General features: G+C 43.6%; 13 protein-coding genes, 2 pseudogenes and 1 riboswitch. Of the genes and pseudogenes, 5 read left to right on the plus strand and 10 right to left on the minus strand.

The window, feature by feature from the left end; all coding sequences use genetic code 11:
- Nucleotides 1–60: 60 nt before the first annotated feature.
- The 4 genes from JMX94_RS06545 to JMX94_RS06560 all read right to left on the minus strand — a co-directional run bounded on the left by JMX94_RS06545 (nucleotide 61) and on the right by JMX94_RS06560 (nucleotide 3,777).
- The gene (locus JMX94_RS06545; RefSeq protein ID WP_201564300.1) at nucleotides 61–639 is read right to left on the minus strand and encodes a hypothetical protein; all 579 of its coding nucleotides are present in this window, start codon (nucleotides 637–639) and stop codon (nucleotides 61–63) included.
- Nucleotides 640–665: 26 nt separating this feature from the next.
- Nucleotides 666–1,190, minus strand: a complete 525-nt coding sequence (locus JMX94_RS06550; protein ID WP_201564302.1) for a hypothetical protein — start codon at nucleotides 1,188–1,190, stop codon at nucleotides 666–668.
- Between the two features lie 133 nt (nucleotides 1,191–1,323).
- The gene (locus JMX94_RS06555; protein WP_201564304.1) at nucleotides 1,324–1,581 is read right to left on the minus strand and encodes a YheV family putative metal-binding protein; all 258 of its coding nucleotides are present in this window, start codon (nucleotides 1,579–1,581) and stop codon (nucleotides 1,324–1,326) included.
- Nucleotides 1,582–3,777 carry a M3 family metallopeptidase gene (locus tag JMX94_RS06560; RefSeq protein WP_201564306.1) on the minus strand — a complete coding sequence of 732 codons (2,196 nt, stop codon included), beginning with the start codon at nucleotides 3,775–3,777 and terminating at the stop codon, nucleotides 1,582–1,584.
- A 546-nt stretch (nucleotides 3,778–4,323) separates the two neighbouring features.
- Here JMX94_RS06560 and JMX94_RS06565 point away from each other — a divergent pair.
- From JMX94_RS06565 to JMX94_RS06575, 3 genes are all read left to right on the plus strand, one after another.
- The gene (locus JMX94_RS06565; protein ID WP_201564308.1) at nucleotides 4,324–5,436 is read left to right on the plus strand and encodes a hypothetical protein; all 1,113 of its coding nucleotides are present in this window, start codon (nucleotides 4,324–4,326) and stop codon (nucleotides 5,434–5,436) included.
- A 262-nt stretch (nucleotides 5,437–5,698) separates the two neighbouring features.
- Nucleotides 5,699–6,472: an endonuclease/exonuclease/phosphatase family protein gene (locus JMX94_RS06570; protein ID WP_372829544.1), complete on the plus strand. Its 774-nt coding sequence runs from the start codon at nucleotides 5,699–5,701 to the stop codon at nucleotides 6,470–6,472.
- 138 nt (nucleotides 6,473–6,610) lie between these two features.
- On the plus strand, nucleotides 6,611–7,606 hold the full coding sequence (locus JMX94_RS06575) for an NADP-dependent oxidoreductase (RefSeq protein WP_201564310.1): 996 nt from the start codon (nucleotides 6,611–6,613) through the stop codon (nucleotides 7,604–7,606).
- An 11-nt stretch (nucleotides 7,607–7,617) separates the two neighbouring features.
- Here JMX94_RS06575 and JMX94_RS06580 read toward each other — a convergent pair whose 3' ends face one another.
- The 3 genes from JMX94_RS06580 to JMX94_RS06590 form a co-directional block, all read right to left on the minus strand.
- Entirely contained in the window at nucleotides 7,618–8,235 is a 618-nt protein-coding gene (locus tag JMX94_RS06580; protein ID WP_201564312.1) for an alpha-ketoglutarate-dependent dioxygenase AlkB, read from the minus strand.
- 17 nt (nucleotides 8,236–8,252) lie between these two features.
- Nucleotides 8,253–9,143 carry an alpha/beta fold hydrolase gene (locus JMX94_RS06585; protein WP_201564314.1) on the minus strand — a complete coding sequence of 297 codons (891 nt, stop codon included), beginning with the start codon at nucleotides 9,141–9,143 and terminating at the stop codon, nucleotides 8,253–8,255.
- Between the two features lie 78 nt (nucleotides 9,144–9,221).
- Complete coding sequence (locus JMX94_RS06590; RefSeq protein ID WP_201564315.1) at nucleotides 9,222–11,159, minus strand: ABC transporter ATP-binding protein; 1,938 nt, start codon at nucleotides 11,157–11,159, stop codon at nucleotides 9,222–9,224.
- Nucleotides 11,160–11,646: 487 nt separating this feature from the next.
- Here JMX94_RS06590 and JMX94_RS06595 point away from each other — a divergent pair.
- Both JMX94_RS06595 and JMX94_RS06600 read left to right on the plus strand, forming a co-directional pair.
- Nucleotides 11,647–12,494, plus strand: a pseudogene (locus JMX94_RS06595) (EamA/RhaT family transporter).
- A gap of 160 nt (nucleotides 12,495–12,654) precedes the next feature.
- On the plus strand, nucleotides 12,655–13,545 hold the full coding sequence (locus tag JMX94_RS06600; RefSeq protein ID WP_201564317.1) for a fructose bisphosphate aldolase: 891 nt from the start codon (nucleotides 12,655–12,657) through the stop codon (nucleotides 13,543–13,545).
- 93 nt (nucleotides 13,546–13,638) lie between these two features.
- Here JMX94_RS06600 and thiC read toward each other — a convergent pair.
- From thiC to argH, 3 genes and pseudogenes are all read right to left on the minus strand, one after another.
- Nucleotides 13,639–15,606: pseudogene (gene thiC, locus JMX94_RS06605) on the minus strand (phosphomethylpyrimidine synthase ThiC); the annotation flags it as partial.
- Between the two features lie 377 nt (nucleotides 15,607–15,983).
- Nucleotides 15,984–16,108, minus strand: a riboswitch (TPP riboswitch).
- A gap of 171 nt (nucleotides 16,109–16,279) precedes the next feature.
- Nucleotides 16,280–16,570 (minus strand): oxidative damage protection protein, encoded by a 291-nt coding sequence (locus JMX94_RS06610; protein WP_201564319.1) that lies wholly within the window; start codon nucleotides 16,568–16,570, stop codon nucleotides 16,280–16,282.
- 256 nt (nucleotides 16,571–16,826) lie between these two features.
- Nucleotides 16,827–18,200 carry an argininosuccinate lyase gene (argH, locus tag JMX94_RS06615; protein ID WP_201564387.1) on the minus strand — a complete coding sequence of 458 codons (1,374 nt, stop codon included), beginning with the start codon at nucleotides 18,198–18,200 and terminating at the stop codon, nucleotides 16,827–16,829.
- Nucleotides 18,201–18,268 lie beyond the last annotated feature (68 nt).

Consider the following 18,268-nt stretch of genomic DNA (forward strand, 5'->3'; position numbering starts at 1 on the left):
AATTAGCAATCAAGGCGGTTTTTTTATGCGCTCAAAAAATAATGACAATGAGAGAATAATCTATATGTTGATGTCTTTAGGAAGGTGAATATCGATGCGCAAATTGGGTAAATCTTGTAGATGATGGGCGACAAGGGGCAGGATATCGCTATGCCAATCTGGAGCAATTGATCTTGCTAATTCGGCGTTGTCAATATCATTATTTTGAGCAGAACCGTTTTGCGCATGACTAGAGATAAGCGGACGCGCTAATAGGGCAACCCTACGAATCCCTTGATAACGTATTAAAGGTATCAGCTGCTGTTGCAAATCGACTAAAGCTGCGGTCAGCCAACGAGTTCTGCTTGGATGATAGGGGTGGTCTGATATAACAAGATTGGCAATATGGCTAGGTTGGTTGCCATTACTGCTGACGCCAAGTCCCGCTTGCTCGCGTGAGCGTTTATGCATTAAACAACTACCGACCATTAGGCTACCATCACGGCAAGCCCGATAGTAGCGTTGGTAATTGTCTGGATATAGGTTTTTGCTTCGTGTAAGGATAGGGTCTAAAAGGATACCAGCGTTATTCACAGGCAGTATCAGCAACTGAGCGCTGCTATTTAAAATAGGGGCATGGGTAGGTTGTAGATGTGCCATTTATTAGCCCCTTTATAAAAATGTTATTATTTTGCGCTGGTTTTAGCCCCTTCAGCGGCTTCTAACTGAGCAATTTGTTCCTCGAGCAAGGCGATTTGCTCAGCCTTCATCTCTGTCAGCTGTTTATTCATTGTCAATTGCTCAGCCGCTAGCTTTTCTTGTTCTGCTAAGCGTTTACGCTCGTCCGCTAAGCGATCAATTTCTTCTTTCGCTAAGCTATCTGTTTCTGGTAAAGGCGCGTTTAAGATAGCGTCGGGATCAGGGGTCTGACTATCTGTGCTAGCAGCATCGGTATCTGAAATCGACGCACTTGTATCTAACGCGTTATTATCTAAGGACGTAGTATCTGATTGCGCAGCGCTATTTTGCTCGGTAGGCGTTGGCGTGCTTTCGATAGGCGAGGTATTAGTGTCAGGCGAACTATTTTTCCAAACCAAATAACCAATTAATAGTGCTGCCAAGATAATGATTGGCAACCATTTTTTTCGTGATTTATTAGGTTGTTTTTTTAGTGTCTTAACGGGTAAAGGACGTATTTGTTTTTTATTCATAAAAGGGTCGATTTATGTTAAAAGTATAAGTAGGCATACTATAACAAACTCAAAATAAAAAGCCTATCTAACTGGATATATATCATTAGATAGGCTAGTAGCTATTAAGGCTTGACGATACGGATTTTGTTACTTATGGTTTGAACTTGACCGTACCGCTGGTGCCGGTCACCATTGCATCACGAGCGATTTGGTCTTCTGCATGATTTTTGGCACTGATTACATCAGGGTCAGGGCGATGCTCCGCATGTCCGCACTTAGTACATTCGATATACTCATCTGGCGCAGGCTCGACGATATTGACTTGCACCACCGCATCCATCGCCTGACATTTCGGGCAACGAACGCCCGCTAAAAACCGACGTTTTGGGGTTGATGATTGATAGCGCATTTAGATAACCTCGCGCGTGGTTTGGGCATTGCTTTCAGTATTGGCAGCATCGTCATTTTTAGCATTATCAAAACCGCTATGACGTAATAACGCATCAATGCTGGCGCTGCGACCACGGAAGTTCTCAAAGTTGGTCTTGGCAGGGAAACTACCACCCACTGATAAGATGGTCTCACGGAAAGCTTTACCCGTTATTGGGTTAAAAATACCGTCTTCTTCAAACTTACTAAAGGCATCTGCTGATAACAGCTCTGCCCATTTATACGAGTAATAACCTGCCGCATAACCACCGGCAAAAATATGACTAAAGCCATTAGCAAAGCGGTTATAGTCAGGTGTCTGCATGATAGCAATATCATCGCGCACGGTATTTAGCGTCGCAAGGATACCATCATAATCAAGCGCTGGCGTCTGCGCATGAATCAATAAGTCAAAGAGGGCAAATTCTATTTGACGTAAGGTTTGCATGCCGCTCTGGAAGTTTTTCACCGCCAATAGCGCCTCAAGTTTGTCTTTCGGTAATGGCTCGCCAGTTTCGACATGACTACTAATCAGCGCAATACCTTCGGCATCCCATGCCCAGTTTTCCATAAATTGACTAGGTAGCTCAACTGCATCCCATTCAACGCCATTAACGCCAGCAACATCACTAACGGTCACTTGGGTTAATAAATGATGTAGACCATGACCAAACTCGTGGAACAAGGTCAATACTTCATCGTGGGTCAATAAGCTTGGTTTGCCATCGAGGGCAGGGGTGAAGTTGCCGACCATAAAGCATACAGGCAGCTGCTCATGGTTTTGCTCAGCATAGGTATAACGCGACTGAAAACCACTCATCCAAGCGCCGCCACGTTTGCCACTACGGGCAAATAAGTCAAAGTAAAAACCACCAAGCAAGTTATCATCAGCATCAAATAACTGATAAAAACTTACCTCATCGTGCCAGCGTGATACAGATTCACTGTGCTCTTGTACTTTGATACCGTATAAACGCTCGACGATAGCAAATAATCCGCTAATCACTTTTGGCAGTGGGAAATACGGGCGAATCTCTTCTTGCGATAAGCTGAACTCGCTTTGTTTTACTTTTTCAGCGACATAAGCGCTGTCCCACGGCTGTAGCTCGTCAATACCATAATCCTGCGCATACTTTTGCAGCTGTGCTAAATCTTGCTTAGCCGCTGGGGTCGCTTGCTCAGCCAAATCCCGTAAAAAGGTTTCAACTTCCGTTACACTATCTGCCATTTTGGTCGATAGCGAAACTTCTGCATAATTATCAAAACCTAATAGCTTGGCCTTTTGCACCCGTAATTGTAGGATTTGACTCATGATGTCGGCATTATTGAGCGACTCACCTTTGGCATTGCTGTGCTTATCAAACTCAGAGGCGCGGGTAACATAAGCGCGGTAAAGCGTTTCACGCAGATTGCGGTCATCGGCATGGGTCATGACAGCAAGGTAAACGGGGATGTTTAAGCTGGCAACATAATAAGGCGTCGGCAAAGCATCGATTTCTGCTTGGGTGAGCGCAGCGCTGGCAAGCTCGCGAGCTTTATATTGTTCGCCCGCATCAGCCAAGAGCGCCAGTCCACTTTCGGTTAGACCGGCTAATTGCTCTGGTTTAAGCGCTAGGGCATACGCTTGGGTGGCGTCCAATATATGGTCTGAGAATGTTGCTGATAAGGTTGACAGCTCGCTTTGGATAGCAGCAAACTTTTCCTGTTCAGCTTTTGGCAGTGCAACACCTGATAGCTCAAAGCTACGTAGCGCAAGCTCAATAGCACGCGATCGTGCTGGCTCAAGCGCGGCAAAAAACGCTGTATCATTGACGATAGTTTGATAACGATTAAATAACGGTTGATGCTGTCCTACTCGTGTGCCATAAGCAGACAGTTTGGGTAGCAGCTCGTGATGGACATGACGGATTTCGTCATTACTCATCACGCTATTAAGGTGCGACAAAATCCCCCAACTGCGATCTAAAGCAAGATTGATATGGTCAAAGGTCATGATATCGGCCAGTGCTTGCTCAGCATTGATATCAGTCGAGCCGTTATTGCTATCGTTGTCTGCGCTCATATTATCTAAAAAGGCATTGGCAGTATCGATGGCACTGATAACTTGGTTTTGTAAGGTGTCTGGTGCGACATTGTCAAAATCGACAAGGCGTAAATTTGCAGAAATAGAGGTCATAAAAGTATCCAATAGTAATGAGAGAATTATTATTAATGGCGAGTATTGTTATACAAGGGTTGTTATATAGGGTATCTAAAAGATGGGTATCAATCGCTTGGAATACAACCCAATTCGGCAGATATCGTTTTAAATTCGTGCGCTTATGAGATTATGGTCGATAGCGATATCTTGACTATCACTGTCATTATTGATAACTATCATTACTTCAATTATCGCCTATACTTAAAGTTAATTAAGCTTCACTTACAAAGCGCCATCATTTGCTTGCAAATTAACCCTATAGGCAGTGGGGTTAAATTGTTAGCATCATAGTAAGGGAATAGCAAAAATGGATTTTTCTACTACCTGAAATACTTGAGTAAATTGATTAAAAAGGGTATTAATAGGTATTGTTTAAACCGCTCAAACGGATTTTAAGAATAACTATAGATTGATGACTTTTAAAAGCAATTTTTAATAAAAGCAGTTTCTAAGATAACCAATAAATATAAAAAATCTATTTTAACGCGCAAACCAATGATAATAAAACAAGGAGCAGTATTTATGAAAGCAACTCTAAAAAGTTTACGTGAGACAAAAGCCAATCCAGCCGTGAGTATTTTTGTCAAAACGCACCGTGAGCATCCTGATAATGAAAAAGACCCTATCGCCCTAAAAAACCAATTAAAAGTCGTCGAAGAGCGCTTAACCAATGAGTATGATAAGCGTACCGCGACCACTATATTAGAAAATATCAAAAATAAAACCAGCGATTTTAACCACAATTATAATTTAGATACGTTGGCGATATTTGCCAGTACTGACGATGTCCAAGTTATCCGTATGCCGATTGATACCAAAGAGCGTGTCATTATTTCAGACCGTTTTGCCACGCGCGACTTGGTGCGAGATATGGCAAGTGCGGTTCATTATTATACGGTGGTATTGACCCGTGATAATGCCCGTTTGATTGAAGCGTCTAATGACCGTGTTATCAAAGAATTTGATAAAGACGATGATGCACAAAATAATATGGAAAATATCCCATTCCCTATCGAAAATAACGGTCTTTATAATACCAGTGACGGCGGTTCAGATCGCTCAGCGAACAACGAAAGCAGTTATCTAAAAGCCTTCTTTAACCAAGTAGATAAAAGCGTGCAAGAGATATGGGGCGAGAATAAAATGCCACTTGTCATCGTTGGTGATGCCAAAAATATCGGTTATTATAAAGATATCTGTGACCGTCCAGAAAATATTATTGCCACGGTTTCAAACGCGACCAAGTTAGAAGAAGGCAGTGCCCAGCATATCGTTGATAGCGTACAAGAAGCGGTAGAGGGCTATCGCACCTCATTACATCAAGCTGCCTTGGGTGAGATTGATAAAGCGCGCGGTGCAAATATGCTGCAGACGGATTTACAAGAAGTCTATCGCAGTGCATTTCAGGGTGTAGGCGAGACGTTATATATCCGTCGCGGTTATATGCAACCTGCGAAGATTGATGAAAAAGCACAAACCTTGAGTATGGCAGATGATGCGACGGCAGAAGGTGTTACCGATGATGCGATTGGTGAAATCATCGAGCATGTCATTCATAATGGTGGTAAAGCGGTCTTTATGCCACAAGATATTATGGGTGCAGATCAGCCAATTGCTCTGGTAACGCGCTATTAATCGATTGCTGATATTCGTTAATGAATTAGCCATCGTTACAACATAGGTATAATATGGGAGCATTGGTTCGATATGAATCAATGCTCTTTTTGCATGAATCACTATAATTATTAGTACCATCACTATTTTTAATAAGCTTTTATTTCTTAATTATTATAATTAACCATTAAATAAGAGCTGCTTTATAAGAGCTGTTCTTTTTGACTTAATGATGTGCTTACTTAACATCGTTTTTAACCTTTACTCTATGAACCATGAGTCTATGACTGATAAATTTATGAATAACACCGCCTCTTTTGTTTTGACCAGTTATAACATTCACAAAGGCATGTCGCCGATGAATCGGGAGGTCAAAATACAAGGTATTGCCCAAGCGCTTGATATCATTGGCTCCGACATACTCTGTCTTCAAGAAGTACAAGGTCAAAATCTGAAGCGCAATATGCAATATAACGAATACCCTGACCAATCCCAACATGAATGGTTTGGTGAATATTTGCAACTGCAAAACAGCTATGGTAAAAATTCAGAATATGAAAATGGTCATCATGGTAATGCCGTCCTAAGTCGTTTTCCGCTTGATCCCAAACATAATGTCAATATCACGGTTAATAAGCTTGAACAGCGCGGTGTTCTGCACTGCGAGGTGCAGCCGATAGGGTGGGAGATGCCAGTTGTGGTGTTATGCGCTCATCTAAACCTTTTTGAGCGCGATCGTATCAAACAATATGAAGCCATTTCCAATTATGTGCGTAATGAGATTGCGCCTGACCAACCTTTGATATTGGCGGGTGATTTTAATGACTGGAAGAAAATGTCTTGCGACCGACTCGCATCGAGCTTAGGCATGACCGAAGCATTTAAACATTGTCATGGTAAATTATTACCGACCTTTCCTGCCAAACTGCCGGTGCTAAGTTTGGACCGTATTTACGTGCGTAACCTGAGGGTGAAGGATGCTTGGGTACATACCGGCAAACCGTGGTCTACATTATCGGATCATCTGCCGCTTAGTGCCGAGTTGGCATTGCCTTAGCATTACAAGTTGGTAAGTAAAGAAATCAGTAATCAAAGCAGCTATTATTTAAAAAACTGTTATCTAAAAAAATCTGTTAGTTAAAAAGGTTATAAACTAATCAAAAAAAATATGAGAATAATACAAGGATGATCAATCATGTCTGATAAAAAAATACCAACGACGCAACATGCCGCTCTTATACGTGAATTTGGCGAGCCTGAAGTCATGATATATCAAGATGGCGTGGCTATTCCTGAATTAACCGACAATCAAGTATTGATAAAAATCGCTTATGCTGGTATCAATCCTGTCGATTACAAAACCCGTCAAGGTAAAGGTTGGGGCGCTGAGGCGATTCAAAAAGACAAGTTCGATAAGAACGAGCCGGCTATTTTAGGCTGTGATGTCGCCGGTATCGTGGTTAAAAGTACTAGCGATGAGTTTGCTGTCGGTGAGCAAGTCGCTGCATTGACCTTCGACGGTGGCGGTTATGCAGAGTATGTCGCGGTCGATGCCAACTTATTGGCAAAAGTACCTGAGTCAGTCACTTTGCAGCAAGCAGGCGCGCTACCTTGTATTGGACAAACGGCGCTACAATTTGTCGAGTTTGCTGATATTAAAAACGGTGAGCAGGTTGTTATCAATGCGCCAGCCGGCGGTGTTGGCCATTTGGCTATTCAGCTATTGATGGATAAAGTGACGCAAGATGATGTAAAAGTAACCGTTATTTGCTCACCTGAGAAGTATGACAAACTGGGTGGCTTAATAGATAAAAATAAGCTGGCTGGTTGGATTGATTATACCAAAGACGACACTTTTCCTGACTTACAAGCCGATGTGCTCCTAGACTTGGTTGGTGATGATGCGGGCGTACGCGCCCTGAGCGTTATAAAATCTGGCGGCCGCGTCAATGTCTTACCAACAATTTGGGTTGATAAACTCAAAGCAGCGGGTAGTCAAAAAAGCTTAAAGGTAGCAGGTTATAAAGCGCAGCGTAGTGGGGAAGATATGGCACGGGTTTTACAGCTTGTTGCCGATGGCAAGCTGACCTTACAAATTCAGCAAACGTATCCATTATCTGAAGTAGTGGCTGCTCACCGCGAGCTAGAAAAAGGTAATACCTTTGGTAAGATTGTGCTAAAAGCAAGCTAAGCCAACCTTGCTTAATTTAATGCCATTTGCCGGAAGGTTAAGCTAATACGCCCTTCATCGACTGTTTTGGTTTTAGTAATGCTATGCTTCCAATATTGTTGCGTAGCACCATGCATGACGATAAGCTGACCGGACTCAAGATAAAGCTCGACTTTATCTTGAGTTTTTTTATGCTTAAAGACAAACTTGCGCGTGGCACCCAGTGACAAAGAGGCAATAACTGGCTGATGACCAAGCTCTTTTTCATCGTCTGCATGATAGCCCATCCCGTCATCGCCAGATGGATAGTAGTTGAGCAAACAAGAATTAAACTCAGCATTGATACCGATTTTTAATAGTTGCTGTTCAATATGATGTTTCACATGAAACACTGAATCTGTCCATGCAATGGCTTGACGCGTGTGCCCCGAGTATTGATAACTGGCATCACTATCGCCCATCCATACTATCTGACGAGTGGTGACATGCGTTTTGCCAAATAGCGTTACGATATCAGGCTGCCAAGGTAGCGTCGTTAATAAGGCATAATATAAGGCACTTGGGTAATCAATCACGACGCCTAAATCATTTACCTTGCCATCATAAGGCAATAAATTATCAGTCGGCGCAGGCGCAAAAAGGTCAGTCATAACTCATATCGCTCATCTTATTTAGCGCTCTTATAATGTTCATTGATAATCTGCGCACACAATTCAGGCGCTTCCATCGGTAATAGATGGCCGTAGTCTGGCAAGGAGATAACGCTGCCATCAGGGACAAATTTCTGCCATTGTTTACGTACTTTATCATTGATAAATAAGGTCGGTTTGCCCGTGATTAGGGTATAAGGACAGCTAAGTTTTTTTAATGCGGCATCGATATGGGGCGCACCAAAATAATTGGCAAGCTCTTGCTCGGGGGCGAATATCAAGCTATAGCTGCCATCATCGTTAGCAGACAAGCTTTGCTCAGAAAATACCTTTAGATGCTCATCACTGATACGTTTATAAGCACGTTGCGCGCGTAAACTCTCATAGTAATCATCGATACTTGCCCAAGTAGATTGCTTGGTTAGCGTACTTTTAAAGGGTTCACGGCTTAGCAAAAATTGACGTGGCAGCAAGTTATAAATAGTGGCTTGCTTTTTCGTAAAGGTGACAGGCTCGATAAGGTATAGCTGAGAGAAGAGGTCAGGGCGTTTGGCCGCTGCTATGGCGGTGGCGGTCGCCCCTTGTGAATGCCCAATACCAACGATAGGGTTGTCTTGGGTTTTCTCTAAAAACTCAATCAGTATATCGGCATCTTGCTCACGGGTCAGACGCGGCGCTTGCGGTTTGTCATACCAATAACCCCGTAGCGCCAATGCCGATAAATCAAAATCCATTGCTAACTCATTTAATAAAGGTGCATAAGTACCAACGGTGAAACTATTGCCGCCATAAAAATGGGCAGGCTGGCGTTTAAGAGAACCCGGTTCTTCTGACAAATTCAGCGGCTGCAAATCATAGTAGCGTGCTTGTTTGCCATCGATATTAATACGCTTGGTAAATGCTTCCATAAGAATAAAACTTCCTTGTGACGGTTTTTTAACCTTTATTATTAACTTCTATCATTAGCTTTTGTCATAGAATTCTTATTAGCTGTCTTCACCTAAGAAGCCACCACTTTGACGCTGCCATAAACGGGCATAAACGCCATTTAACGCCAATAGCTCATCATGGCTGCCTTGCTCGATGATATGCCCTTTATCCATGACGACCAGTCTATCAAGGGCGGCAATGGTAGAAAGTCTATGGGCAATCGCAATAACGGTTTTGCCCGTCATGATGTCATTTAGGCTTTCAGTAATGGCAAATTCAATCTCAGAATCAAGCGCACTGGTCGCCTCATCTAACAATAAAATCGGTGCGTTTTTAAGCATGACGCGCGAGATAGCAATGCGCTGACGTTGACCGCCAGACAGCTTAACACCGCGCTCGCCGACTTGGGTATCAAGACCAGTATTGCCCTTATCATCATACAAGCCTTCTATAAAGTCCCATGCTTGGGCTTGCTTAGCAGCCGTAATGATTTCCTCATCGGTTGCGTCAGGACGACCGTAGGCGATGTTTTCACGGACGGTACGATGTAATAATGAGGTATCTTGGGTAACCATACCGATTTGCTGACGTAACGATTCTTGCGTAACTTCATCAATCGCTTGCCCATCGATATAGACTTTACCTTTATCAACATCAAAAAAGCGTAAGAGAAGGTTAACCAAGGTTGATTTACCCGCACCAGAACGCCCGACCAAACCGATTTTCTCACCCGGTTTGATATCTAAATAAAAATTATCGAGTAGCTTGGCGTATGAAGTATTATTCGCTAAGTCGGTGTCATCGCTATTAACATCATCAAAACGTTTGCCTGATGTATTAGTATTTAAACCTGTGTCATCGTCTTCGCCTTCATAACTAAAATCAACGTGGTCAAAGACGATACGACCCTCAGTGACTTTAAGTGCGGGCGCGTTTGGTTTATCAACGATGGTTTGCGGCGCTGATAGAGTGCGCATGCCGTCTTGTACCGTACCAATACTTTCAAACAAACTGGCAGTTTGCCACATAATCCAGCGCGTCAGACCGTTTAAGCGCAGAGCCATCGCTGTCGCTGCAGCAATTGCCCCAACACCGACCGCGCCTTGTTGCCATAAATACAAGCTGATACCAGCAGTCGAGCTGACTAGAACCACACTAATTAAATGGGTCGATACTTCTAAATAACTGACCCAGCGCATTTGTGCATGGACCGTGCCTAAAAACTGCCCCATGGCGTTTTTGGCATAACCAAGCTCGCGGCGTGAATGACTAAATAGCTTTACCGTCATAATATTGGCATAAGCATCGGTTATGCGTCCCGTCATTAAAGCGCGGGCATCGGCTTGTACAATCGCTGTTTGTTTCAGTTTGGGAATAAAGTACCACATCGCCAGCCACACTAAGACGAACCAAGCGATAAATGGGATTAATAACAAGCTGTCTAAATTAAATAAAATCACACCGGTGGTAATAAAGTAGACGGCGACATACATAAACATATCGGTGACCGTCATCACAGTATCACGCACTGCCAACGCCGTTTGCATCACTTTAGCTGATACGCGACCAGAGAATTCGTCTTGATAAAACTGCATCGACTGCCCAAGCATGCGCTGATGAAAACGCCAGCGCATTTGCATCGGAAAAACGCCTTGCAAGGTTTGAAAATGAATAAACGATGACAAGGCAATCCAGAGTGGACTGACAATCATCACGGCCAACATCATGAGCAGCACATCGCCTTTTTCTGCCCACAGATTTTGCGGGGTATATACCCCAAGCCAATCGACGATATTGCCAATCCACGCAAATAACATGGCCTCGTAGATACCGATACCGGCAGACAAAATCATAAACAGCAATAGCCAACCGCGCAGACCTTTGGTACAGGCCCACAAAAACTTTAGCATGCCATCACTTGGGGATGGCAGCGGCATAGGCGTATCGGGAAAGGCGGGCAGACGAGTTTCAAAGAAACGAAATAGAGCATTCATAGGCAGTGATAAAGCATCAATAGCAGTACGCCAAAATAAGCACGATAAGGTGCTATCTTGAATCTTTACTTTTGTGATTAGGATTGTTGGTTATTTTAACAAACTTCACTCTAATGGCTGCATGCTAATTGTAAGCTGCAGGGTATCGTTAATACTCAGCTCTATCTTAATTATTGACTTGGTGATTTGACTTGGTGATTTGACTTGATGATTTTGCCGATTCTTTATGACTGTATCGAGCATGAGTCATCCATATTAAATAAACAATACTAAAAACCAGCAAGATAAATAGATTGCTCTGTAAGAAATATTTTGTTACATTCTAGGGTTTTATTTGATTTAGCAGTTTTTTTCTAAGCACTATCTAATAGTTAAAGGTCAGTGGAAGCTTAAACAGTAATAGAGTACAAGGTAAAGTCTATACTGATAGCTGTCTTAAATGCCAATAATAAACATGCCAGATTGTAATTTAACAAGGATGACCTTAATGATGTATCTCATAATAGCGGTGCTCTGTAGCGTCGCTGTTTCCGTACTTTTAAAAATACTACGCCAAAAAAATATCGATATTCGCCAAACCATCGTGGCGGGATATCCCGTGGCATTTTTATTAACTTGGGTGTTATTAAAACCAGATGTCAGTAGCATCGGCGCACTTGGTGAGGCATGGGGCATCATTATTGCGCTTGGGGTGTTATTGCCGGCGGTATTTATCATCCTTGGGCGTGCGATTGAATCGGTTGGTATGGTCGCAACCGATGCCGCTCAGCGTTTATCGCTTATTATTCCTATTGTTGCCGCTTTTTTATTATTTGGCGAAGTACTGACAGGTACGCGAGTCCTTGGGCTAGTGTTAGGGTTTTTGGCACTTGCTGCTTTGGTCTATCGCCCGCAGCATGGAATTATAAATACCCAAGCAAAGCAGACGCCGCTATGGCTGTTTGGCGTTTGGTTAGGTTATGGCGTTATTGATATCTTGTTTAAACAAGTTGCCAAGCAAGGGGCGGCTTTTCCTTTAACCTTATTTGTGACGTTTGGGTTGGCAGGATTGCTGCTACTCGTTTACCTGCTTGTCACACGCGTCCGCTGGCAGGGTAATGCCCTTAGCGCAGGATTATTACTTGGCGCGCTAAATATGGGCAATATTTATGCTTATGTCCGTGCCCATCAAGTATTGTCTGAGTCGCCAAGCATCGTCTTTACGGGTATGAACGTCGGTGTGATTGCGGTGGCAACGTTGATTGGCGTCGGTGTGTTTAAAGAGCAGCTAATCGTATCAATATCGTCGGTTTATTATTGGCAATTTGCTGTGTGGCAGTATTGTTTTTGGTTTAACTACGTGCGTTTAAATGAGTAAAATTTTAACTTATCAACGATAGGCACGCGCCATGTCCTATGTTAAGGTTATTTATAGTCAAGCTCACGTTAGCTGCGGGCTGATTGACTTATTATAATAATGTTTGACCCTTATTAATTAGGATAGGATATCTACTCAATGGAATACGAAAAACAACTACAGCGTATCAAAAATGGTTCAGGTTTTATCGCCGCCCTTGATCAAAGCGGTGGCAGTACGCCAAAAGCGCTAGAAAATTACGGCGTTAGCGGCGATGCTTATGACAACGATGAAACCATGTTTGACTTGGTACATGAGATGCGCGCCCGTATCATGACTTGTGATGCTTTTGATAATGAGCGTGTCCTTGGCGCGATTTTATTTGAAGATACCATGGAGCGCGAGGTCAATGGCAAGCCGACGGCCAACTACCTATGGGAAGATAAAAATATCGTGCCTTTTTTAAAGGTGGATAAGGGGTTGGCTGAGCACATGGATGGCGTGCAAGTGATGCGTCCGATACCTAATCTAGATGCTTTATTGGACAAAGCTAAAAACTATCCGGTATTTGGCACTAAGATGCGTTCAGTTATTTATGAGCCAAGTGTCGATGGGATTGAGCTAGTCGTGCAGCAGCAGTTTGATGTGGCAAAGCAGATTATATCCAAAGGTTTGATGCCTATTGTTGAGCCTGAAGTAGATATCAACAGTAGCAAAAAACATGATTGCGAAATCATCCTTAAAACCAGTATTTTGCATAATCTTGAGCGCTTAAACGACGGTCATCAAGTGATGCTAAAACTGACCTTGCCAGAAGAAGAGGGCTTTTATCAAGAGTTGGTTGACCATCCAAAAGTACTAAAAGTGGTGGCATTGTCTGGTGGTTATAGTCGTTATGATGCTTGCGAAAAATTGAAACAAAACCCCGGTATGATTGCCAGTTTCTCGCGTGCTTTTACCGAAGGTTTAAGCAAGCAACAAAGTGACGCAGAGTTTGCTAATACTATCAATGCTTCTATTGAAGAGATTTACGAGGCGTCAAAGATTTAGCTTAATCTTCTACAAAACAGGGTATGTTTAAAATAAAAAAGCGCTACCAATGAGTAGCGCTTTTTTTATAAGCTAAAGGTTAATGCTAAGCGGTTACACTTCTTTATATAGCTGACGACCTTCTTTATGATATTTTTCGCTCATTTCTGCCATGCCTTTATGAATCTCATTGAGGCTGGCTTCGCCTACTTGTCCAACCAGCTCAGTATCCACTTCTTTGATGACATGACCAGCATGGGTTAAGTCGCCCGATTGCGGGGTGACTTGTTTATTAGCGGCGTCTTTATCTAATCCTGCTGCATATTCACGCACGTTTTGGGTGATTTTCATTGAGCAAAACTTTGGTCCACACATCGAACAAAAGTGCGCCGATTTATGGGCGTCTTTTGGCAAGGTTTCGTCGTGATATTCACGCGCCGTATCAGGATCAAGCGCCAGATTAAACTGATCATCCCAGCGGAACTCAAAACGGGCTTTGGACAAGGCATTATCACGCGCCTGTGCACCCGGATGACCTTTAGCAAGGTCAGCAGCATGAGCAGCAATTTTATAAGTGATAATGCCGTCTTTGACGTCCTTTTTATTAGGCAGACCCAAGTGCTCTTTTGGTGTGACATAGCAAAGCATTGCCGTACCGAACCAACCAATCATCGCCGCCCCAATGGCGCTGGTAATATGGTCATAACCGGGAGCAATGTCAGTCGTCAAAGGCCCTAATGTATAAAAAGGGGCATCGGCGCATAGCTCAAGCTGCAAGTCCATATTTTCTTTGATACGGTTCATCGCCACATGTCCAGGACCTTCAATCATCACCTGTACATCATGCTTCCAAGCGACTTTAGTTAGCTCGCCAAGGGTACGCAGCTCGCCAAATTGCGCTTCGTCATTGGCATCTTGTAAACAGCCCGGGCGCAGACCATCACCTAAGCTAAATGCCACGTCATACTGCTTCATAATCTCGCAGATATCTTCAAAGTGGGTGTATAAAAAGCTTTCTTTATGATGGGCAAGGCACCACTGCGCCATGATAGAGCCGCCACGCGAGACAATACCAGTCAAGCGTCCAGCCGTTAGCGGTACGTAGCGTAGCAGCACGCCGGCGTGAATAGTAAAGTAATCAACGCCTTGTTCCGCTTGCTCGATAAGCGTGTCGCGGAATATCTCCCATGTCAGGTCTTCTGCAACGCCATCGACTTTTTCTAGTGCTTGATAAATCGGTACGGTACCGATTGGTACTGGCGAGTTACGAATTAACCATTCACGGGTCTCGTGAATATGATTACCCGTCGATAAATCCATGATGGTATCTGCGCCCCAGCGCGTTGCCCACGTCATTTTTGACACTTCTTCATCGATAGAAGAACCTAGCGCTGAGTTACCGATATTGGCATTAATTTTGACTAAGAAATTACGCCCGATAATCATCGGCTCGGATTCAGGATGATTGATGTTATTAGGAATAATTGCGCGACCAGCAGCCACTTCATCACGGACAAATTCAGGGGTGATAATTTTTGGCGTATTGGCACCAAAGCTTTCGCCTTCGTGTTGGCGCATATCGGTCAGTTCGTGCTGCTTTTGCGTTTCGCGAATGGCGATATATTCCATCTCAGGAGTGATGATGCCGCGGCGTGCATAGTACATTTGTGTGACGTTACCAGCTTTGCCATTGATATCTTTAGCACGGCGCGGCTTATCAATATGAGCAAATCTTAAGTTAGCAGTACTAATATCACGAGCGCGTGCTTGTCCATATGAGCTTGATAAACCATCTAACTGTTCGGTATCACCGCGCTCAGCTATCCAACCTTCGCGCAATTTAGGCAAACCTTTGGTCAAGTCGATATCGACATTGGGATCGGTATAAACGCCTGAGGTGTCATAGACATAAAATGGAGGATTGTGCTCGCCTTCATTAGCGCCAGCGCCGCCAACAGGGGTATCTGCTAAGCTAATCTCACGCATCGGCACTTGGATATCGGGTCTTGAACCTTCGATATAGACTTTTCTAGAAGCGGGTAATACACGGTGTAAGTCGCGAGCGTCTTCTTCGAAACGCGCATCTTTTTGGTTGCGATGGGCAGGCGTTTTTAGGGCGTCGGCTTTTTTATCAACAGTTTAAGTAACAGGGGTCGAAGGGGTTTGGGCTGTTTGTAAATCTGAAGTAGTCATATGCTGTCCTAGCGTGTTGGTTTTTGAATAAAAGCAACACCGCCAGTAGCTGCGGGGCAAGACTATGCAAGACAGACAAATTCAATCATCAAACGCATGCACTATGATTAAATTAAACTTTCATTGAAACTCAATCTAATGCCGTTTTTAAATGATTGGTAGGCGCAGCTTTTTATTGATTGCCATACAGCAGCGTAAAAACGCTGTCAGACATAAGATATCGGCAATAATAAAAAGGCATTTCTGCGCGCCCTTTGTTCATATATAACATAGGCTTAAGACTTCCCTGCGTCGGTACTAACCGCATCAGGTTCGGCGGGTGATCTCTCAGCGAATGTATTAAAAAGCTTATAAAGTAAGCTTGTCATACACCGCACCCCGAGTCTGTCAGTGTTGTAAATCAGTCTCATACTAACAAACTATAAGGGTGCTGCCTAGTCATTTGCCGTTTGTTAGTTGAGAGGCAGTTTTGATATTTTTAATTTAATAACTGTCTTTTAATCAATGACAATCTTTTTGATTAATGACAGTTTCTTTTGATTAATAACAACCATCATGCGCATTATTTTTCTGGTGTCCAGCCCTGCGCACGCTCGTAGTCTTCGTTATCTAAGAACTTCTCACGTTGCTCGGTTAAGAACTTTTTGGCTGCAGGGTCTAGCATGCTGAGATGGTTTTCGTTAATCAGCATGGTTTGCTGCTCAAGCCACTCTTTCCATGCTTTGTCCGAGACGGTTTCTTGCAGCTCTTGACCCTTTTTATTAGGAAAAGGTGGATGCGGCATTTTTGGTAATTCTTGCTTATATTTGCGGCAAAAGACGGTATTGGCTTGCGGATTAAAAGTCTCAGTCATAAAGCAATCCTTATTAGTTAATGGTATTAAATTATTAAGTGCAATATTGGTATTGACCTATGATAACGGTCTTCTAAGATTTAGCCAAGGATATCAGGTGTAGAGAAGGTAACAGCCCATATAGTTACTGATGTTCATAACGATATTTATAAAAACATATTTATAAAACTATCTGCATAAAAATACCCGCGATTGATGCGGGTATTTTTATGCAGGGATTAGTACTGTAATTAAACCTTTTATGGCGCTGCTAGCTTTACGCAAATACTTTTAAGCGCGCACGACCATTAACGACTGCTTGTTTAACCTGATTTGGCGCGGTACCACCTAAATGGTCACGGGCGGCCAATGAACCTTCTAGCGTTAGATACTCAAAAACATCATCGCCAATCGCATCGCTAAACTGCTGCAATTGCGCTAAAGACAAGTCACTTAAATCAACGCCTTCTTTAATGCCTAAAGCGACGGCATTGCCGACCACTTCATGGGCATCACGGAAAGCCACACCGCGGCGTACAAGGTAGTCAGCCAAATCGGTGGCTGTTGCATAGCCTTTCATGGTGGCTGCACGCATATTTTCTTTATTTGGTGTGATGTTCGGTAGCATATCAGCAAATGCTAATAGCGAACCCGTTAAGGTGTCAACGCAATCAAATAGCGGCTCTTTGTCTTCTTGATTGTCTTTATTATAAGCAAGTGGCTGACTTTTCATCAGGCTTAACAATGTCATCAATTGACCAAAGACACGCGCCGCTTTACCACGTACCAGTTCTGGTACATCAGGGTTTTTCTTTTGCGGCATAATAGATGAGCCAGTACAGAAGCGATCTGGTATTTGCACAAAGTTAAATTGCGCTGACATCCATAGGATAATCTCTTCACTCATACGTGACATATGCATCATCAAGATAGAAGCCGCTGAGGTAAACTCAATAGCAAAATCACGGTCTGATACGGCATCGAGTGAGTTTTGGCAAATGCCTTCAAAACCTAGTAATTTGGCAGTGATGGTGCGATCAATTGGGAAAGTCGTACCAGCAAGGGCGGCGCTACCAAGCGGCATCTGATTGATACGGCGGCGCGCATCGACAAGACGTTCAGTATCGCGATATAACATCTCAAACCATGCCATCACGTGATGACCGAAGCTGACGGGCTGCGCGGTTTGCAGATGGGTAAAACCTGGCATGATGGTATCGGTATGCTGCTCCGCCAAATCTAACAAGCCGCTTTGCAAACGTACCAATAGGGCGATGATATTGTCGGTTTCTTCACGCAACCAAAGACGAATATCGGTCGCAACCTGATCGTTACGGCTACGGCCAGTATGCAATTTTTTCCCTACCGCGCCGACAATATCAGTCAAGCGTGATTCGACGTTCATGTGCACGTCTTCAAGCGCGATAGACCAGTTAAACTCGCCCGCTTCAATCTCGCGTAACACTTGTTGTAGACCATCGATAATGGTTGCAACGTCGTCAGCGCTTAAGATGCCACACTCTTTAAGCATGGTGGCGTGCGCAATTGAGCCTTGAATATCATGGCGGGCGAAGCGTTGGTCAAAGCCGACAGAAGCGGTAAAGGCGGCGACAAAGCTGTCCGTCGCTTCACTAAAGCGACCGCCCCACATCTGCTGACCCTGACTACTGGTAGGGCTTTGCGCTGCGGCAGTATTTGTTAGCGAAGCTTCTGTGCTAG

Origin of the sequence: Psychrobacter sp. CMS30 (assembly GCF_904846565.1) — a bacterium.
Taxonomy (GTDB): Bacteria; Pseudomonadota; Gammaproteobacteria; order Pseudomonadales; family Moraxellaceae; genus Psychrobacter; species Psychrobacter maritimus.